Source organism: Cupriavidus sp. CuC1 (genome assembly GCF_044627735.1).
GTDB lineage: Bacteria > Pseudomonadota > Gammaproteobacteria > Burkholderiales > Burkholderiaceae > Cupriavidus > Cupriavidus ulmosensis.
In genome coordinates this window covers 57,984-74,612 of the sequence record NZ_JBIUHC010000031.1, presented here as the reverse complement: position 1 = coordinate 74,612, position 16,629 = coordinate 57,984, and the positions used below count along the sequence as shown (strand labels likewise).

Here is a 16,629-nt window from a genome sequence, read left to right as displayed (position 1 = left end):
CTTTTGGTTACTTTTCTTTACGAGTAAAGAAAAGTGACATCTCACACGTTCTAAAACGGCAACACCGCACAGCCGCGACAGCAGCTAGAAGCATGAAAACCCCGCCCTAAAGAGACACCCCCGCGTTAGCGGGCTAGTAATCCGTCGCGGCTCCTTCACCTCAGTCAAGGAACTGGTTCAAAAGATCGATCACTTCGTCGCTCACTACAACCAGAAGTGCAAGCCATTCAATTGGACTGCCTCCGCTGATTCGATCCTTGCCAAGCTCAGTAGACTTTGTGAGCGAATCAACGGAACAGGACACTGTCTAGCTCGAACGGGACGCCCACTTCGTGAGCAGCGCCTTGCCGACGCGCGAGTTGTTGGACCGGCCAATTGCCTGCGAAATAAAGTCGCCGGCACGCACCACGTCATCAAGTTCGATACCGGTGTGCAGACCCATGCCGTGCAACATGTACAGCACGTCCTCGGTCGCCACGTTGCCGGTAGCGCCCTTGGCATAAGGGCAGCCGCCAAGGCCCGCTACAGATGCGTGGAAGATGCCGATGCCGACTTCGAGACTGGCCAGGATGTTCGAGAGCGCCTGGCCGTAGGTGTCGTGGAAATGGCCCGACAGGCGATCGATCGGAAACTCGGCCGCAGCGGCGCGCATTACTTCTTGCACCTTGCCCGGCGTGCCAACCCCGATCGTATCGGCAATGTCGATCTCATCGCAGCCGAGTTCGCGCATGCGGCGAACCACGTCCACCACGGCGCGGACTGGCACCTCGCCCTGATACGGGCAGCCGAGCGAACACGAGATGCTACCGCGCAGTCGCACACCGGCTTTCCTTGCCGCCGCGGCCACGGGTTCGAAGCGTGTCATGGATTCGGCGATCGAGCAGTTGATGTTCTTCTGCGAGAACGCCTCGCTGGCGGCACCGAAGATCACCACCTCGTCGGCGTCGGAAGCGATGGCGCCTTCGAACCCCTTCATGTTCGGCGCCAGCACCGAGTAAAGCGTCCCGGGGCGCCGGGCGATGCGCGCCATGACGTCGGCGCCATCGGCCATCTGCGGCACCCACTTCGGCGACACGAACGACGCGGCCTCGACATTTACAAAGCCCGCGTTGGACAGCCTGTTGATCAGTTCGACCTTGACGTCGGTGGTTACCAGCGTCTTTTCGTTCTGCAGTCCGTCACGCGGACCGACCTCGACAATCTTCACATTATGGGGCATGTCAATGTCCTGGTATTGCGCTATGGTGGGCTACGCGGCTGCTTCGATAGCGACGCCAAAAGCTGCGCGTGCCCGGAGTCAAGCGGTCTTGCTTTCGCCGAGATTGAGTTCACGGGTCATACTCTCGCGCATGACGAACTTCTGCACCTTTCCAGTGATAGTCATCGGCAGTTCATTCACAAACCGGATATGGCGCGGGATCTTGTAGTGAGCGATCTGGTCCCGACAGAAGTCGCGGATCTCCTCCTCAGTGGCGCCCTGCCCCTGCTTGAGCACGATCCATGCGCAGATTTCCTCGCCATACTTGGGGTCAGGCACGCCGAATACCTGCACCGACTGCACCTTCGGATGGCGGAACAGGAATTCCTCGATCTCGCGAGGGTAGACGTTCTCGCCGCCGCGGATCAGCATGTCCTTGACCCGGCCAACGATATTGCAGTATCCATCAGCATCAATCGTGGCCAGGTCACCGGTGTGCATCCAGCCGTCGCGGATCGATTCGCGTGTGCGTGTTTCATCGTCCCAATAGCCGAGCATGACCGAGTATCCGCGTGTACAGAGCTCACCCGTGGCGCCGACCGGTACGATCTGACCGTCCGTATCCACCACCTTGCATTCCAGATGCGGCTGCACCCGTCCCACGGTGGAGACTCGCTTGTCGAGCGGATCATCCGTGGCGCTTTGGAAAGAGACCGGGCTCGTCTCGGTCATGCCGTAGGCAATGGTGATTTCCGTCATATGCATGTCGGCCACCACTCGCTTCATGACTTCGATCGGGCAAGGGGCGCCCGCCATGATGCCGGTGCGCAGGCTGGAGAAATCGTAAGTCGCGAAGTCCGGGTGATCAAGCTGAGCGATGAACATGGTCGGCACACCGTGAAGAGCGGTGCACCGCTCTTCACTGACCGCGGCCATAGTCGCCGCCGGGTCGAACGCTTCGCCCGGGAAAACCATGCAGGCACCGGTGATGGTGCACACCAGCACAGACATCACCATGCCAAAGCAGTGGTATAGCGGGACCGGGATGCATAACCGGTCCTCCTCCCGCAGGCTCATGGCCATGCTTACGAAGCGTGCATTGTTGATGACGTTCCGGTGTGTCAGGGTGGCACCCTTTGGTGCGCCAGTCGTGCCGCTCGTGAACTGGATGTTGATTGGATCGTGAGGATCGAGTTTTGCGGATATTGCGTCCAGCTCGCTGACTTCCACCCCCACCCCGCGCGCAATCACGTCCCGATAGGTCAGCATGCCGGGCGTAAGCACATCTTCCATGCGGATTACCCAGCGTAGTGCCGGGAGCCTCGCCGCCTGCAACGCGCCTGGCTCGCAGTGCTGGAGTTCGGGTGCCAGGGTCTGCAGCATCTCCAGATAACGCGAAGTCTTGAAAGACTCAGGCGCGACGATCGCCTTGCAGCCCACCTTGTTAAGCGCGTATTCCAGCTCGGCCAGTCGATAAGCCGGATTGATATTGACCAATACCAGGCCAAGGCGGGCCGTAGCGAACTGTGTCACCGTCCATTCAAAGCGATTGGGCGACCAGATACCGATACGGTCGCCTCGGCGCAGGCCGAGGGCGTGAAGACCTGCGGCCATGGCATTCACGGCGTCGGAGAACTCCTGCCAGGTCCAGCGGATGCCCTGTTCGCGGAAAACGACCGCGGAACGCCGACCATGATGCTGAACCGTTTCCGCTAGTAGAGCCGGTATGGTCTGTTCGCTAAGCGGCGAGGTGGTGTCACCCTTCACATAAGACAGCCCGTTGGCGGGCAAGGTCGCGTCAATCTCGCGCCGGGACGTCCCAGGCTGCATCGTCATACTCGTCTCCAGAGTGCTGCGGGCGAGCTCGTTGCCCCCCTAACCATCGATGTTTATATATTATACGATCGTAAAGTAAAGTACCAACAAATGTTCGGTTGTGGCGTCAGCTTGTTTCGCACGGAGTCGCACGGGGTTGCTTCCAGCACGGGGCCGCTTCCAGCTGCTTGACCGGGATGCTCTTGTGCCGGGCGGCCGGGTGCTTGAGACCATCGAGCATCGATCATCCCGAACCCTTGCCACCGCACTATGCGCTTCGTCGAATCTGGGAAATTACGTACAATGGAGCGCGGCCGCGCTGTGGGTAACAAGCGGCAGCAACTAAACTTCGTCCTTCCAAGGAAGCAAAATCGATGACCGCCTCCGTCGCGAAGCAACCTACACCCCGCCGAACGCCCAAGAAGCCGGCGTCGGCTACGTCGCCGGATTCGAATCGAAAGCCACGTTTGTCTGGCAGCAGTCACATCGAACTCATTACGCTGCAGTGGCAGCATGAGCGAAGCGATCTGGATCTTTCAAACTTCCTGCTCGCGATCTATTTCATGCGGCTCGGTACGCTCGTCGAGCGAGCTTTTGATCGGATGTGTCAGCGCGTATGGGGCATCAGCGGGTCCGACATGCGCGTGTTGCTTGCACTGCGTCGGGGAGGCCCCCCATATGCAAAGCGCCCCACGGACCTGTATCGCGCTCTTATCGTAACCTCTGGGGCAATTACCAAGAAGATTGACAGGCTTGCCGGTCACGGCATGGTAGAGCGCATGATCGATCCCGGCCACGCTGGTGGATTTATCGTTCATCTTACGAAGAAGGGGCTCGAAGCGGTCGAGCAAGCGGTAGTGAAGCTTGCCAAAGAGTCGTCGGTCGCACCGGCAATGGCGCGCTTCTCGGAGGATGAACGTGCTGCCGGAAACGCGTTCTGCCTTCGGACGCTGGCATTGATGGAAGAATTGGTGCTTCCAGATCTGGAAGACGAAGCCGAAAGCGGGCCATCGGCCCCACGATCCAAGGCGGCGGGCCGACGGCCTCCGCGCGGCCGCTAAGGGTTCCGAAAATGCCCGATCAATGCAGTCATTGCGGGTAGGATCGATACGTTCAAAGGCTGACTTCGCAGGATGCAGGCACCCGACGCGCTCAGCGCGGCCTCACTTCAACCGGCGCATCGGCGCGGTAGCCGCCGCCAAGCGCCTTGGCGAGCGCGATTTCCTGGCTGAGCTTCTGGCCATCGACAGTCAGCAGCGCAATCTGCTCGGAAATCAGCGGCTGCCGCGCTTCCATTGCCAGGTACCGGCTGCCGAGCCCTCGCTGGTACCGTGCTTCGGCACTGTCGCGCGCGAATGAAATGGCCTGAACCTTGCGTCGTTGCAGCTGTGCCTCGTCGTCCAGGGCCTGCAGGCGTGTTCCGGTAACGGCCACGTCCCGCACCGCATTGAGCACGGCCTGGTTGTACTGCGCGATCAGCGTGTTGCTCGCCGTGCGGGCGCCGCCCAGGTTTGCGTTCAGCCGCCCGCCATCGAAGATCGGCAAGGTGAGGCCGGGAATCAGGTTGATCTGCTGGCTTGCGCGGGTGAACAGGTCCGACAGGTGAAGGGCATTGAAGCCAAAGAAGGCCCGGATGTCGAAGCGCGGATAAAAGGCGGCCTTGGCGGCATCGATCCGGTCGAAGGAGGCTTGCACCACCCACCGCAAGGCCTGCAGGTCCGGACGCCGCGCCAACAGCTCATACGACAGCGCTTCCGGCACGCCAGCGCTGATCCGGGGCAGCGGCACTGGCCGGATCTCAGGCATGTCGCTCGGTCCGGCGCCGATCAGTGCCCGCAGCGACTCGAGCAACTGCCGTCCGGTGCCGCGCGCCGCCACAAGCTGGCGTTCCACCGTCAACTGTTGCGCCTGCGCCTCCTCGACGAGCGTGCGAGATTCCAACCCGCGTGCTGCGCGAGCCTGGTGCGTCTGCACCGAGAAGCCAGCCACCTCCCGGAATTGCTCCAGCAGTTCGACCAACTGGTGGTTGGTCTGGATGCCGTAGTACAACTGCGCCACATCGGTGGAGAGTTCCAGCTCGACAGCGTACGCTTCGGCCAGGCGCGCATTGCCCAGCCCGATTGATGCGGCAACTTCCGCGCGGTGCAGACCCCAGAGGTCGATGTCGAGACTGGCGCCGACCCCGACGATGCCCTCCGTATACCAGGGACCGTCGAGACCGAGAGCCGGCTCGTTCCTCGCGAAAGGCCCAAGGAAGCCGTTGGCGGAAACGTGCTCGCGATCGATCACGCCAATGGCCACCGCCTGCAGGCCCGTACCGGACTTGACCAGTTCGACGTCCGTCTTAGCCTGTGCGACGCGCCTGCGCGCGACCTCCATGCTCGGCGCATCCGCCAGCGCGCGCTCGATCAGGGCGTCGAGCTGGGGATCATCGTAGCGCGTCCACCAGCGCGCCTCTGGCCAGCCATCGCGCGCCAGGCGGATATCGTCGGCCAGGCGGATCTGATCAACGGAGATTTCCGGTGTGGGCACCCCGTTTTCGTGGATCAGGGCGCAGCCACCCGCGACGAGCAGGAGCCCGACAGCCAGCAGGTTGACGGCGAGCCGACTGGGCAGATAAGGCAGGCCGGATGGCCTGCAGTCAACCGGCATCATGGGATTCACGAAGCACCATGGGGAAAGTTGCCGCCGCCGATTGCCAGTCGGGCAGGCCGCACAATTGGCGAACCAGGTTGTGCATCGCCGAGAGAACCGGCTCCGGGAGTTGCTCATCGCCGGGCACGGGGAACTCGACGGGCCGCGGCGCCTGCGCCGAGGGGGGCCTGGCAACCAGGGCGTCGGCATAGTGCCCGAGCAGCGCGGCGGCCTGCGCCTGAAGCGCGAGCACCTTGCCGTCGTCTGCGCTGGCCAGGCGAGCCTCGCTGGTCTCCAGTGCATTGTGGAGTGCATTGGCCGCCAGCATGATCTCCCGCCCCTGCGCAAGCACTGCCTGCGCACGCAGCGTGAGCAGTGCCTGTTCTCCTTCCTGCCAGTTTGGTTCGAGCGCCACGCGGGCGAGCGTGTCCTCGCAATCGGACAACGCGGCCCAGGTCTGCAGTTGCTGCTGGGACGAGGTCAGATGCCCGGGCGCCGTGCCGGTCCCGGCAGGCTCCAGCAGCCGGGCGACCGCGCGCAGCATGCCGGCCAGCTTTTGCCGCAGGGCATCGCCTTCGGCTTCCGGCCAGAGCGACATCTGCACCACGGTGGAAATGGCAACCCCAAGCAGAATGCCGGCCATGCGGTCGCGGATTTCCGTGAGATCGATGGTGGGGCCGAACCGCTCGAGCAGGGCGAGGGAGAACGTGAACAGGATCTGGGTCCCGGCATAGCCGATCCGCTCCGATCCGGCGGCGATCCATGCGGCGAGCGCTACCACCGGAAGCGTCATCAGCAGCAGGTCCACGATGCTGTCGAGATGCGGAACGACAAACACCACCATGAGGAGCGCCAGCGCGCTGCCGGTGAGCGCGCCGCCAACGCGCAGCAGCGCCCGCTGCATCGACGCGCCGAGGCTGGGCAGGGCGATGATCACGCAGGTCAGCATGATCGTGTGCGCCCCTTGCCAGTCGGCGCCCGTATAGAAGACATAGCAGATCAGCACGGCGAACAGGGTCTTGAGCGCGAACCTCAGGTATGTCGGGTTGGTCAGTGCGTCCGCCACCACCATCGGCGGCTGCGCCGGCGCCTTGGCGGCTGCGCCGGCGGCCGAATCGGCATCGGCCAGCGCCGCCAGTGCCCGCTGCATGTCTTCTGCGGCTGCCGGCAAGGGCGCGGGGCCGCCCTGGGCGGGTGCGGCGGGTGGCGTGTACTGATACCGGTTGTCGGCGGCCAGGGCTGCGTCCAGCGCCTGGCAGTTCGTGCGCAGCTGCCGCAGCGCGACCAGCGGCGCCGCGGAGGGGCCAGGCATGACGTCCTGCAGGTCGGACGCTGCCCGATACAGGCGCGACACGGTGGCAACGCAGGCCAGTTGATGCGGCATGTCATGCCGGTAGCGTGCGTCCCGCATGGTGGCGAACTTGAGGAGCTTCTGCAGCGTCATCGCGCCTTGCTGGATCGCCAGCGGCGTGATGGGCTCGGCCACCGGCGTACCGTCGGTCAGGCAGGCCAGATGGGCATCAACCGCGCCCAGCTGCCGGTGGATTTCGGCCTTGAGCTGCCGCTGTGGCTCGGCGGGAAGCAGCAGCGTGTTGATCAGCAGCGTCAGCGCAATCGGGTAGTTGACCGCGACCCAGACCCACAGCACGGCACGGATCAGCAATTCAGCTTCGCCGGTGCGATCGACGAACGTCTGCACATAGATGACGACGATGGCAACGATGAAGAAGATGATGCCAATCTTCAGGATGCGCATCAGGTAGACGCTGCCGAAGAACAGCAGGCTGGCCGCCACGATGCGCAGCAAGGGATAGTCAAACGTCAGCTTGAGCAGCAGGATCGAAAGGCCGATGGCCAGCGTCGATCCCACCATGAACATTATGCCCACCAGCCGGGTGACCACGACGTTGGACTGCGTGACATAGAACACCACGAGCAGCGAGAGCGCCAGGGACGGGACCTGCAGCGCCATCGATACGACGATCACGATGGCGCTGGTGAGCATGCAGCGCAGCATGATGTTGACGCGTCCCGGATACGGGGCAAGCTGGCTGCGCAGGTATGCCCCCGCTCGCAGCACGCTGTCCGGCAGGTAGGTGCTCGCGCTCATGCCGGGGCCTCAGCGCTGCGCGCCGGCGCTGCCACCCTCGGCATGCAGGATGGCAACGGCAGACGTGCCAACCCGGAACAGTTCCGGATTGGGATTTTCGATGCGGATCTTGACTGGGAAGCGCTGCGAAACGTGCACCCAGTTAAGCGTGCGCTGAATTCGTGGCAGGCCGCCGGGCAGCGCCAGGCCGCCTTCTTCGGGCGCGACGCCATAGCTGATCGAATCGACCGTGCCGCGAAAGCGCTGGCCGGTGTCGCTCATCAGGTAGACGGTGGCCGGCGTGCCGGCCCGGATGCCTTTCAGCTCCGTTTCCCGGAAGTTCGCCACGACATACCAGTTGCGGGTATCAATCAGCGTGAATACCGGCTTGAGCGCGGAAGCGAACTGGCCAGTCGAAGTCTTCAGCGACGCCACTCGTCCGTCGAAGGGCGCGCGCACGGTGGCGAACTCCAGGTGAAGCTCGGCCAGGGAGATTTCTGCCAGGGCTACGGCGCGCTGTGCAACCAGTGCCTCGACCCCGGTTACCGCTGCAGCGGCCTGCTGCGCCTGCAGTTGTATCGCATTGAGTTCGGCCTGGGTGGCGCGCTGCGCGGTACGGGCGCGGTCGACATCTTCCGCGGACACATAGCCTTGCGGCAGGAGCGGCTCAGTGCGGCGCAGGGTGTCCGCCGCCTGGGTGGCGGTAGCCCGGGCGCGCTCGACAGCTGCCCGGGCGGACTGGGCGTTGTACTGCTGCGCATTCACCGTGCGCTGATGCAGCATGATCTGCTGGTCCAGTGCGACCAGGGATGCCTTCGCCCGCGTCAGGGCATCCTGGTACGGGCGAGGGTCGATCTGGAACAGCAGGTCGCCTTGCCTTACCGCCTGGTTGTCGCGCACAGCGAGCTGGACAATGCGGCCGTTGACCTCCGGCACCACGTCGATGGCATCGGCATAGACATAGGCATCGTCGGTGCGCGGGGACCGGTCCAGCAACCAGATGACCAGGACCAGCAGCACCATCGTGACCACGACCAGCACGACGGCCGGCCACGCCTTTTTTTTCTTGTTGTCCGTTGTTGTCATGATTTTTCCCGGACGGATCAATGCCGGAACAGGATCAACCAGACAACAAGGGAGAATACTGTGGTGAGTGCCGGATAGGCCACCGCCGGCGGGCCCAGCCAATATCCGGACCCGGCGCGTTCAAGAACCAGGTAGCAGGCGATGGCAAGTGCAACGCCAGCGATGATGCAGAACATCCAGTCGGGAAAATAGGCACCGAGCACGCTCAGGGATGGCGACTTTGCGCAGCCTCCGATAGACGGGCCAACGACAGTAGCAACCCCGATCGCTCTCATGGCGCCTCCCCTTTTTCAGCGCTGCGCACGGATGCCGGAATAAGCCGATGCTTTCCGGAAATGTCCTTCCGCATTTTGCTCGAGATTTATGGCCCATGGAAGCTAGCCTAAGCCTGAATCACTGGATTTTCCGAACGCCAGAGTCCATCTTCGGTGACGACGCACCCGTCTTCAAGCCTCATCCATAATTGTGGATTTCTAGCCACTCCGACGGGCGCGCCGCCTTCACGCGCGAGCTCGTATCAGCCATGCGCCGCTGCCTTCGATTTCCTTGTTACCGATCACCCAAAAGTGCGTCTCATCGCTACACCATCATCAATCAACGTTTGCCTGTCTTCGGCCACTATCTCGACAGCACGCCAAGCATGACCTGGAGAAGCTCTGCGATGGGGTCCGCTGGCAAAGCAAAGCTACGCCAGGCGACGTGATGATCGGGGCGCGTCAACACGCAGCCACTGTCGCTGACTTCGCGGGCACGAGCCCAATCGCCCGTGTGGTCTGCATACTGCTGGCGCGGGCCAATGATGCGTACATCGATCTGTACGCCCAGCTTCTTGCCCACCTCCGAGGCCACGTCCACCCAGGCTTCACCTCCCACGCCAGTGAGGATGACGAAACGACCGTGGCCAGTCAGGTCCAGCGTTGAATGCTGCCGACCCCGCGCGTCAAACACCCACGCATGTGGGAGTCGCGCACCCGGGTATGTTGTCGACTGGTAATACAGTTCCGGGTCGCGCTCGAAGGCCGGTTCGGTACTCCCGTCAGTCGCCACCGCTCTCGACTGGTACCGTTGGTTCATCTCCACCCCTTGGGCGTCCAGCTCATATCGCTTGAGCGCCAGGGCCTCGCGAATTGCCTCGCGCTGCCTTTCCGCAGCCTTGGTCGCCTGACTACGGGCATGCATATTGGACTGCATGGCTCCCGCATCCGTCGATTCGGCAATGCCGAGCGCGTCGTAGAGCGGCGCAAATTCGGCGATCGACTGGTTTGCGCGCGTGACCACCTGCTTTGCAATCGGGGCGCGCTCCGTCGAATAACTCTCCAGAAGCCCTTCTCCGGCTTGCCCTTTGATCACTGCCGCAAGTTTCCACGCAAGATTGAATGCGTCCTGAATCGAGGTATTGGAGCCGAGTCCACCGGACGGGGGGTGCCGGTGGGTGGCATCGCCCATGCAAAACACGCGCCCGTCCTGCATGCGGGTCGCATACATATTGTTCACCGTCCACGTACTAGTGCCCAGCAGTTCGATCTCGAGATCCGGCTTGCCTACCAACTGGCGCGCGATCGCAGTGGCCCTTGCCTCGTCGACTACAGGGGTTGGCTCGTTGATGTCATAGCCCCAGACGATCAACCATTCGTGCCAGGGTCGGACCATACGAATCAGGCCCATCCCGATTCCGCCTACTTCTGCGCCCGGCTGCATGATCGGATACAGAACGGCGGGGCGATGCGCGACAAACTCGGACAAATCGGCTCGGAACCAGATATTCATGGACCCTCGCACACCCATCTGCCCTTCGAATGGCAGACCAGCATTCTTTGCGACCCTGGAGTTCCCTCCATCCGCGCCGACGAGGTATTTTGAGCGGACGGTGAATTCTTCTCCGGTCAACTTGTCGCGGCATTGCGTAACCACACCGTCGTCGGTCTGCGTGTGGCTCAGGTACTCCGTACTCATCCGTGCCTGCGTACCGCGAGTGCAAGCCGTCTTGAACAAAAGCGGCTCCATGAAAGTCTGTGGAAGATCGTTCATCCTTGCAGGACTGGACAGTCTGCGCTCTGCCCTGGAAAGGGGATGTGCCCCCCAACTCGGCACGCGACCGATTTCCTCCCCCACGAGACTCTCACAGAATACCGTTCCTCCCATCAAATCCTCATCGGTCGCGTGCAGGTAAGCTTCCTGTTCTACGTCCTTTCCAAGATCGCGGAGAACCTCCATCGTGCGTAGGTTTGTGATATGCGCTCGAGGCGTGTTGGCCAACCACCGATAGTTGTTGACGACCATGTTCTCGATACCATAGGTCGAGAGCAGTGCGGCACAGGCGGAACCAGCCGGCCCCGTTCCAATGATAAGCACATCTGTTTTTACTTCAGGCATATCTCATCTCCTACTATATAAGTGCCGTCACCCTCTTTGATCCTGGGGCAGCTACATACTTGACTCAGCGACCGTCTGGGACCGGTGCGCTGTATGCGACCGGGAGCCCGTGGACTCAAGTCTGTCCGTGAAAAAAAGCAGCACATGCGAAGGAGTCCACTGCCTCATGTGCTGCATCGAACAAATCGGTAGCGCTACCTGTTCGCTGCGAATGCAATGGGTTGCCGCGCGTTCCTAAGCCAAAAGCTCCAATTATTTCCCCTGGAAGACTAGATCAGGCGGAACCTGGTCGGCATCGAAAGCCTTAGCGGTGCTAGCAAATCCCCGGATGGCATCCTCGGTGTTATATAAGCCCATGGTCACATCCAGCATCACGGTATCGGCGCCAGCAACGCCGCCGCTTGACCAAGCCTTCAAGAGCGTGCGGGTAGCCGCGTAGGAAAGCGTTGGCCCGTCCGCTAGTCGCGAAATGAGGTCCGTCGCGACACGTTCAAGCGAATCAGGCTCTGCCACGTGTGTAGCAATCCCAAGTTCCCCAGCCAGGCTGCCAGGAATGGGTTCGCCCAGCATGGCAAAACGGGATGCTCGGCTGCGGCCCACACGCTCCGCCAGTCGTTGCAGTGCTCCCGCGATGGGAAGCATCGCCGTCGTCACCTCAACACATTGGAATAGCGCGTCACTTGCTGCCACAATGAAGTCACAACCCAGCGCGAGCTCAAAGCCGCCACCGAATGCAGCGCCTTGCACTACTGCCACGGTCGGGACGCGGAGCGCCTCAATTGCGCGATAGGAGCTGTTGACGTGCGCGACGAATGTACGGAACCAGTTTACGTCTTTCCCGGGCCATTCACGGACCTCTCCTCCCAGGCTAAAGTTCGGCCCTTCGGCGCGAACGACAAGTACCCGAATATCGGCTTCGCTGGCTTCGCGAACGGCTTCCTCGAGGCACTGGGCGAAACGCGTGTCCAGACGGTTGTAGGGCGGATTCGCCAGTATGATATTCCCAACGTTTCCGTTGCGTTCAAATCGGATGCTTTTCATGATCTAGTCCTTTGGTATCGCATATTCCAACACTATTCATTTATGCGCTAACAAGTTCGATGAATGAAACGGAGCTCAGGAATCCTGCTTAGCGAGCGGAATCAACGGCAAAAGCAAGTGGGACGGGTGATCCGCGTCCCGGTAGATCTTGTGGGTGACCGTGTTGCTATTGCAGACGTGATACGGAATGTATTCAACGTCTGTCATCGCCCCAGTACCCGTAGGCGCATCGAGGCTACAGATCTCGATGCAGATACGATGTCCGGCCTTGAATTGGTTGGCCGTCGCTAGCACCTGAATCTCGTACTTGACGATCTCGCCTGGCGTGACAGGTTTGATGGAGTTCTTCGTCAGCTTGTGGAACGGCTCCCATGGGGTGGATCGATCCGGGTCCGTTGCCCGATATGACGCTTTCAGCCATCCACGAGTAAGTTCCCGTTCCGGTAACGTATCTGGTACGGTTCGTTCACCAACGCGTGCAGTGACTACCGATACGTCTGGACCCACATCCTTCAGCACCACAATCCAGTTCGTGTCTGTCTGATCGATTTCTGCGTAAAGCGTCAGGGAAATCGGGCCGGCAAGCAAAACGTCGTGAGGGAGCGGTTCCGTCATGTATCGCAAGCGCTCGACCTTTGTGGTCATCTTGAGCGGCATCTGCGAGAAAACATCGGGCTCCCGCTGCGCATTGCCGACCTCGCCGCTCGGCCGGGGTGCATCCGTCGTGAGCTTCTCCCAGCTGGAAAGGTAATACTTGGTCCATTGCGTCTCAGGCAATGGCCAGTCGCTGCCAGTACGCCATTCGTTGGCGCCCATCACCCAGTAGCGAACCGGCGGTTCATCCATGATGCCGGTCTCGATACCCTTCAGCCAGTAGTCATACCAACGAATGACCTCGTCGTGGTACTGATGGAATGGCCGTTCCAGATGAGCAGGCCCTGTGAAAAGCAGCTTGCGTGGCTGCTTGACGTTCCTGAAGTAGTGCTGGGCGCCTAGCCAATGCAGCTTGTAGGTGTATGCGTAAGCTCCGGAACCGGTGTAGAACGGGATCTTGATCGACTGGAAGTTCTCCTCGGCTCGCTCGATCGTCCCCTCCGGCTCCCAGGGGTTCGTCATGATGTGGTACATCACCCATGTTCGCTGCCCCTTCTGCGTCAGAATGTTGTACAAGTTGATGTACATCTTGTAGTCGGGATTGGCCATGGCCGCACGCCATAGTTCCTCCTGCTCGTCCGATAGCGTGCCCGGCAGACTGCGCGATTCGTGCACGGTACTGAAGACGTCAAGCAAGTAAGGGAAGGTATGAATCACGCCACCAGGGTTGAAGTCGCGAAATCCAAACATGCCGCCGTAGGCGCTGCAGGCATCGTATGGGAAGATGGCCTTGAGCGCGGGGTGCCCCTGCGCGGCCGCACGCCATTGTTCCCCAGCAAAACCTGAGATACCAACCATCCCGACATTGCCGTCCGCCCACGGCTGCTGCGTGATCCATTCGATCATGTCATAGTGGTCCGTATTCTCTTCGCCGTAATGCCCTTCCGATTTCGCGGAGCCCCTGGGTTGTGCGATGACATGCACGTAGCCATTAGCGATAAAGCGACGGGTGTCCCCTGCTTCAATTGGTCCAAACCAGAGCGGAGCATGCGCGGGCTGTGGTGGCAGCACATCGGCAATGTCCGGACCTTGAAGATCCTTGTTGTGCAGCGCCGAGGCATACAGCACTGGATATTTGCCATCGCCATCCGGTCGATAGACGTCGACGGCGAGGCGAGTGCCGTCTCGCATCGTTACAGTGACGTCGCGTTCCTCAATCATGTCTCACTCCATTGGTTTGCATGTTTGCCTTCAACTGACAGCGGAGTCGTCGCTTGAAAGCGAAGCCTGCTTCGTCGCTAGTCGTTGTTCAAAACTACTATATTTCACGAACGTAAAGTTTGCAAGGTAAACTGCGCTCATGAGCGATGGTGCGTGCTCGTGTTCGCTGACAGTGCAATCGCGCAGTTCACCGACTCCAGCGCGAGCGTCAGAGTGCACGCATCCGTTCCTTCAAGAACCTAACGGAAGGGCAAAAGGCAAAAGGCAAGGCACCCTGAGGTGCCTTTGAAAACTGGATTTGGAAGTGTTTCAGAACTTATGTCGAATACCCACTGCAACGCCGAGCATATTGGTCTTGGTTCCCCCAAGCGGGTAGCCATTGGAGAAACCGATCGACGCTGTGTCCAAGGCGAGGCCGGAATTCTTGGAGTAAGCAGTAGTCAAGTACACGTCTGTTCGCTTGGAGAAATTGTAGTCGGCGATGAACATGAGCTGCCAGGGATTGCCTGGAGGGCGCAGGGAGGGCAAAGTCGATGAGTGGAATCTCTGGTAAAAGTAGTCCACCGTCAGGCCAAAGGCGGGCGTGACCTGGTAGGCTGCGCCAGCCCAATACATGTCATCGCGCACCAGAGTCAGCCCAGACACACTCGACCTGCCCCAGCGATAGCCTCCCTCGATTTTTGCCGGGCCAATGGAGTAGCTGACGGCGGCAGCGGCCTTCTTGACGGTACCGGTACCAAGGAATGTGCTACCGTTGGTGATGCTCGGGTTGACCTGATCATAGGCGATAGTAGCGCCGAACACGTCGCCCAGATAAGAGACTTGGGCACCGTATCCGGAATCGCGGCGGAACTGGCCGGGGGCTTCGCCGGAGCCGCCGATGCTAGCACCGCCCACGCTGCCAAAGCTCGCGCCCGTGCCAAAGGACCAATGGGCGCCCACGGTGACGGCTCCGAACGTACCCGTGTACTTTACTGTGTTGTCTTCGCGGAACGCCGGCCCAACCACGGCAATCACCGGCTCATACGTGTTCGCATAATAAGCAGGCGAGAAATTGGATAACGCTTCGTCAAGCGAGGTATATTGGCGGCCAAGGGTGATCTTGCCGTAGGTGGCACTCTGCAGGCCGACAAATGCTTGACGGCCAAACAAGCGTCCACCTTGCTGCAAGGTGCCAGTGTCCACTCCTATGCCGCCTTCCAACACGAACAAACCGCTTAGACCGCGGCCCAGATCCTCGACACCGCGCAGGCCCCAGCGCGAGCCGGACAGGCCGCCACCATTTACCGCAAATCGGCTGTCTGATCCGCCGCTTGCGTTCTTCACGTTGGTGGCAAATTCAACGTTGGAATCCACCACGCCATATACCGTGACGCTCGACTGAGCCTGTGCAGCACCAACTGCGCTCAGCAGTACGAACGGCAATAGTGACTTCTTCATTTCTGTCTCCCCTGAATTCTTATGCTGAAGCCTTGAACCGGTGCTAGTGGGCGTTCAAGGCTTCTCATTCCGCCTTGTTTCCGCCTTGTGGGTGCGGGCCAGCCTTCATCCTCTGGCGCTGCTATCGCGGGCCCCTCCTCCGGCCCCGCATACTGCTAACGCCCAAGCAGTCGAGCGGCATTCTCACCGTACACCTTTGCCATCTCGATCCCAGGGATCTCGATGGCATCCAATACCGATCCAAAACGCCGGATGGCGCTTGTCGGGGCAAACGGGAAATCCGTTCCAAAGAGGATGCGCTCAGGGTCCGCCACTTGCGCAAGCGAAGCCAGGGCTGGGGTACCCGCGGACAGCGCCGTGTCAAAGTAAAAGGACCTGACTGCCGCGAGCGAGTCACCTACTCGCTCAGCGACCGGCGGCATCATTGAAATGGAGAGCGCGAGCCGAGGCACAAGAAAAGGCAAAGTGCCTCCCGCATGCGAGAGAATGAACCGGACGTTCTTGTAGCGGCTCATCGCCCCTGACATGATCAGACTTGTGGCGGTACGCGTTGTCTCAAAGGGATACTCGAGCACGGACGCCGGAGCGACGGACGGAATATCATGCGGCGGCTGATTGGGGTGAATAAATGCAACCGCCCCGCGCCTGTCAAGCTCCTCCAGCAATGGAGTGAAATGCTCGTGGCCCAGATACCTTCCGTCGTAGTTAGTGAAAAGGATGAAACCATCAACCTTCAATTCGTCGAGGCAGTAGCTAACCTCCTTCAACGCCGCTTCGACGTCTGGAAGCGGCAAGCTCGCGAAGGAACCGAACCGGCCGTTAAACCGGGACCGGAGCTGCGCAGCGTGGTCGTTGCATTTCCTCAGTAGCGTGGCGGCATCCGGAATGGCCGGCCCTGACGAGATAGACAAGATGCCTTCGTCAATGCCGTTCTCATCCATCATTGCGATGGCTGCCTCTGCGGACCAGGTTGGAGCGACACCGCCCGGCATCGCCGCGCTCAAGAGGTCCAGCCCTACGGCGTCCACATACAACTTCGGCAGAAAATGCTGATGTGTATCGATCTTTCTTTTTGACATTATCTTTGCCTCCAGGTATTCCTGTTAAAGGATGTGGTAATCCGATATCAAGCGACATC

The 16,629-nt window shown here is 60.7% G+C and carries 12 protein-coding genes and 1 pseudogene; 2 read left to right on the top strand and 11 right to left on the bottom strand.

Translation table 11 applies throughout. The features are described 5' to 3' along the window. Positions 1-136: 136 nt before the first annotated feature. Positions 137-304: pseudogene (locus ACGLHR_RS15910) on the top strand (IS630 family transposase); the annotation flags it as partial. 3 nt (positions 305-307) lie between these two features. Here the strand turns inward: ACGLHR_RS15910 and ACGLHR_RS15905 are convergent. Together ACGLHR_RS15905 and ACGLHR_RS15900 are read right to left on the bottom strand one after the other, a co-directional pair. Further along, on the bottom strand, positions 308-1,219 hold the full coding sequence (locus tag ACGLHR_RS15905; RefSeq protein ID WP_400095078.1) for a hydroxymethylglutaryl-CoA lyase: 912 nt from the start codon (positions 1,217-1,219) through the stop codon (positions 308-310). A 78-nt stretch (positions 1,220-1,297) separates the two neighbouring features. Next, on the bottom strand, positions 1,298-3,034 hold the full coding sequence (locus ACGLHR_RS15900) for an AMP-binding protein (RefSeq protein WP_400095076.1): 1,737 nt from the start codon (positions 3,032-3,034) through the stop codon (positions 1,298-1,300). A gap of 353 nt (positions 3,035-3,387) precedes the next feature. On the opposite strand from ACGLHR_RS15900, the gene ACGLHR_RS15895 reads away from it, so the two are divergent. Continuing rightward, positions 3,388-4,074, top strand: coding sequence for a MarR family winged helix-turn-helix transcriptional regulator (locus tag ACGLHR_RS15895; protein ID WP_400095075.1), 687 nt, complete (start codon positions 3,388-3,390; stop codon positions 4,072-4,074). Positions 4,075-4,165: 91 nt separating this feature from the next. On the opposite strand, the gene ACGLHR_RS15890 is transcribed toward ACGLHR_RS15895, so the two are convergent. The 9 genes from ACGLHR_RS15890 to ACGLHR_RS15850 all read right to left on the bottom strand — a co-directional run bounded on the left by ACGLHR_RS15890 (position 4,166) and on the right by ACGLHR_RS15850 (position 16,570). Then, positions 4,166-5,668, bottom strand: a complete 1,503-nt coding sequence (locus ACGLHR_RS15890) for an MdtP family multidrug efflux transporter outer membrane subunit (protein WP_400095073.1) — start codon at positions 5,666-5,668, stop codon at positions 4,166-4,168. Then, positions 5,655-7,757, bottom strand: coding sequence for an FUSC family protein (locus tag ACGLHR_RS15885; RefSeq protein WP_400095071.1), 2,103 nt, complete (start codon positions 7,755-7,757; stop codon positions 5,655-5,657). Before ACGLHR_RS15885 ends, ACGLHR_RS15890 begins: the two co-directional genes overlap by 14 nt. A 9-nt stretch (positions 7,758-7,766) precedes the next feature. Continuing rightward, complete coding sequence (mdtN, locus tag ACGLHR_RS15880) at positions 7,767-8,822, bottom strand: multidrug transporter subunit MdtN (protein WP_400095070.1); 1,056 nt, start codon at positions 8,820-8,822, stop codon at positions 7,767-7,769. A 17-nt stretch (positions 8,823-8,839) separates the two neighbouring features. Next, a complete protein-coding gene (locus ACGLHR_RS15875; protein ID WP_400095068.1) occupies positions 8,840-9,097 on the bottom strand; it encodes a YtcA family lipoprotein in 258 nt (85 codons plus the stop codon). Positions 9,098-9,440: 343 nt separating this feature from the next. After that, entirely contained in the window at positions 9,441-11,195 is a 1,755-nt protein-coding gene (locus ACGLHR_RS15870; RefSeq protein ID WP_400095067.1) for an FAD-dependent oxidoreductase, read from the bottom strand. A 252-nt stretch (positions 11,196-11,447) separates the two neighbouring features. Then, a complete protein-coding gene (locus tag ACGLHR_RS15865) occupies positions 11,448-12,236 on the bottom strand; it encodes an enoyl-CoA hydratase/isomerase family protein (protein WP_400095066.1) in 789 nt (262 codons plus the stop codon). A 75-nt stretch (positions 12,237-12,311) separates the two neighbouring features. Further along, a complete protein-coding gene (locus ACGLHR_RS15860; protein ID WP_400095065.1) occupies positions 12,312-14,051 on the bottom strand; it encodes a CocE/NonD family hydrolase in 1,740 nt (579 codons plus the stop codon). 309 nt (positions 14,052-14,360) lie between these two features. After that, complete coding sequence (locus ACGLHR_RS15855) at positions 14,361-15,491, bottom strand: porin (RefSeq protein ID WP_400095063.1); 1,131 nt, start codon at positions 15,489-15,491, stop codon at positions 14,361-14,363. A 155-nt stretch (positions 15,492-15,646) separates the two neighbouring features. After that, positions 15,647-16,570: an amidohydrolase family protein gene (locus ACGLHR_RS15850; protein WP_400095061.1), complete on the bottom strand. Its 924-nt coding sequence runs from the start codon at positions 16,568-16,570 to the stop codon at positions 15,647-15,649. Between the last annotated feature and the right edge of the window lie 59 nt (positions 16,571-16,629).

Coding starts and splice junctions, on each gene's coding strand:
- ACGLHR_RS15875 (WP_400095068.1), bottom strand. CDS start 9,097: ATGAGAGCGATCGGGGTTGCTACTGTCGTTGGCCCGTCTATCGGAGGC.
- ACGLHR_RS15850 (WP_400095061.1), bottom strand. CDS start 16,570: ATGTCAAAAAGAAAGATCGATACACATCAGCATTTTCTGCCGAAGTTG.
- ACGLHR_RS15890 (WP_400095073.1), bottom strand. CDS start 5,668: ATGATGCCGGTTGACTGCAGGCCATCCGGCCTGCCTTATCTGCCCAGT.
- ACGLHR_RS15900 (WP_400095076.1), bottom strand. CDS start 3,034: ATGACGATGCAGCCTGGGACGTCCCGGCGCGAGATTGACGCGACCTTG.
- ACGLHR_RS15865 (WP_400095066.1), bottom strand. CDS start 12,236: ATGAAAAGCATCCGATTTGAACGCAACGGAAACGTTGGGAATATCATA.
- ACGLHR_RS15885 (WP_400095071.1), bottom strand. CDS start 7,757: ATGAGCGCGAGCACCTACCTGCCGGACAGCGTGCTGCGAGCGGGGGCA.
- ACGLHR_RS15895 (WP_400095075.1), top strand. CDS start 3,388: ATGACCGCCTCCGTCGCGAAGCAACCTACACCCCGCCGAACGCCCAAG.
- ACGLHR_RS15855 (WP_400095063.1), bottom strand. CDS start 15,491: ATGAAGAAGTCACTATTGCCGTTCGTACTGCTGAGCGCAGTTGGTGCT.
- ACGLHR_RS15860 (WP_400095065.1), bottom strand. CDS start 14,051: ATGATTGAGGAACGCGACGTCACTGTAACGATGCGAGACGGCACTCGC.
- ACGLHR_RS15905 (WP_400095078.1), bottom strand. CDS start 1,219: ATGCCCCATAATGTGAAGATTGTCGAGGTCGGTCCGCGTGACGGACTG.
- ACGLHR_RS15870 (WP_400095067.1), bottom strand. CDS start 11,195: ATGCCTGAAGTAAAAACAGATGTGCTTATCATTGGAACGGGGCCGGCT.
- mdtN (WP_400095070.1), bottom strand. CDS start 8,822: ATGACAACAACGGACAACAAGAAAAAAAAGGCGTGGCCGGCCGTCGTG.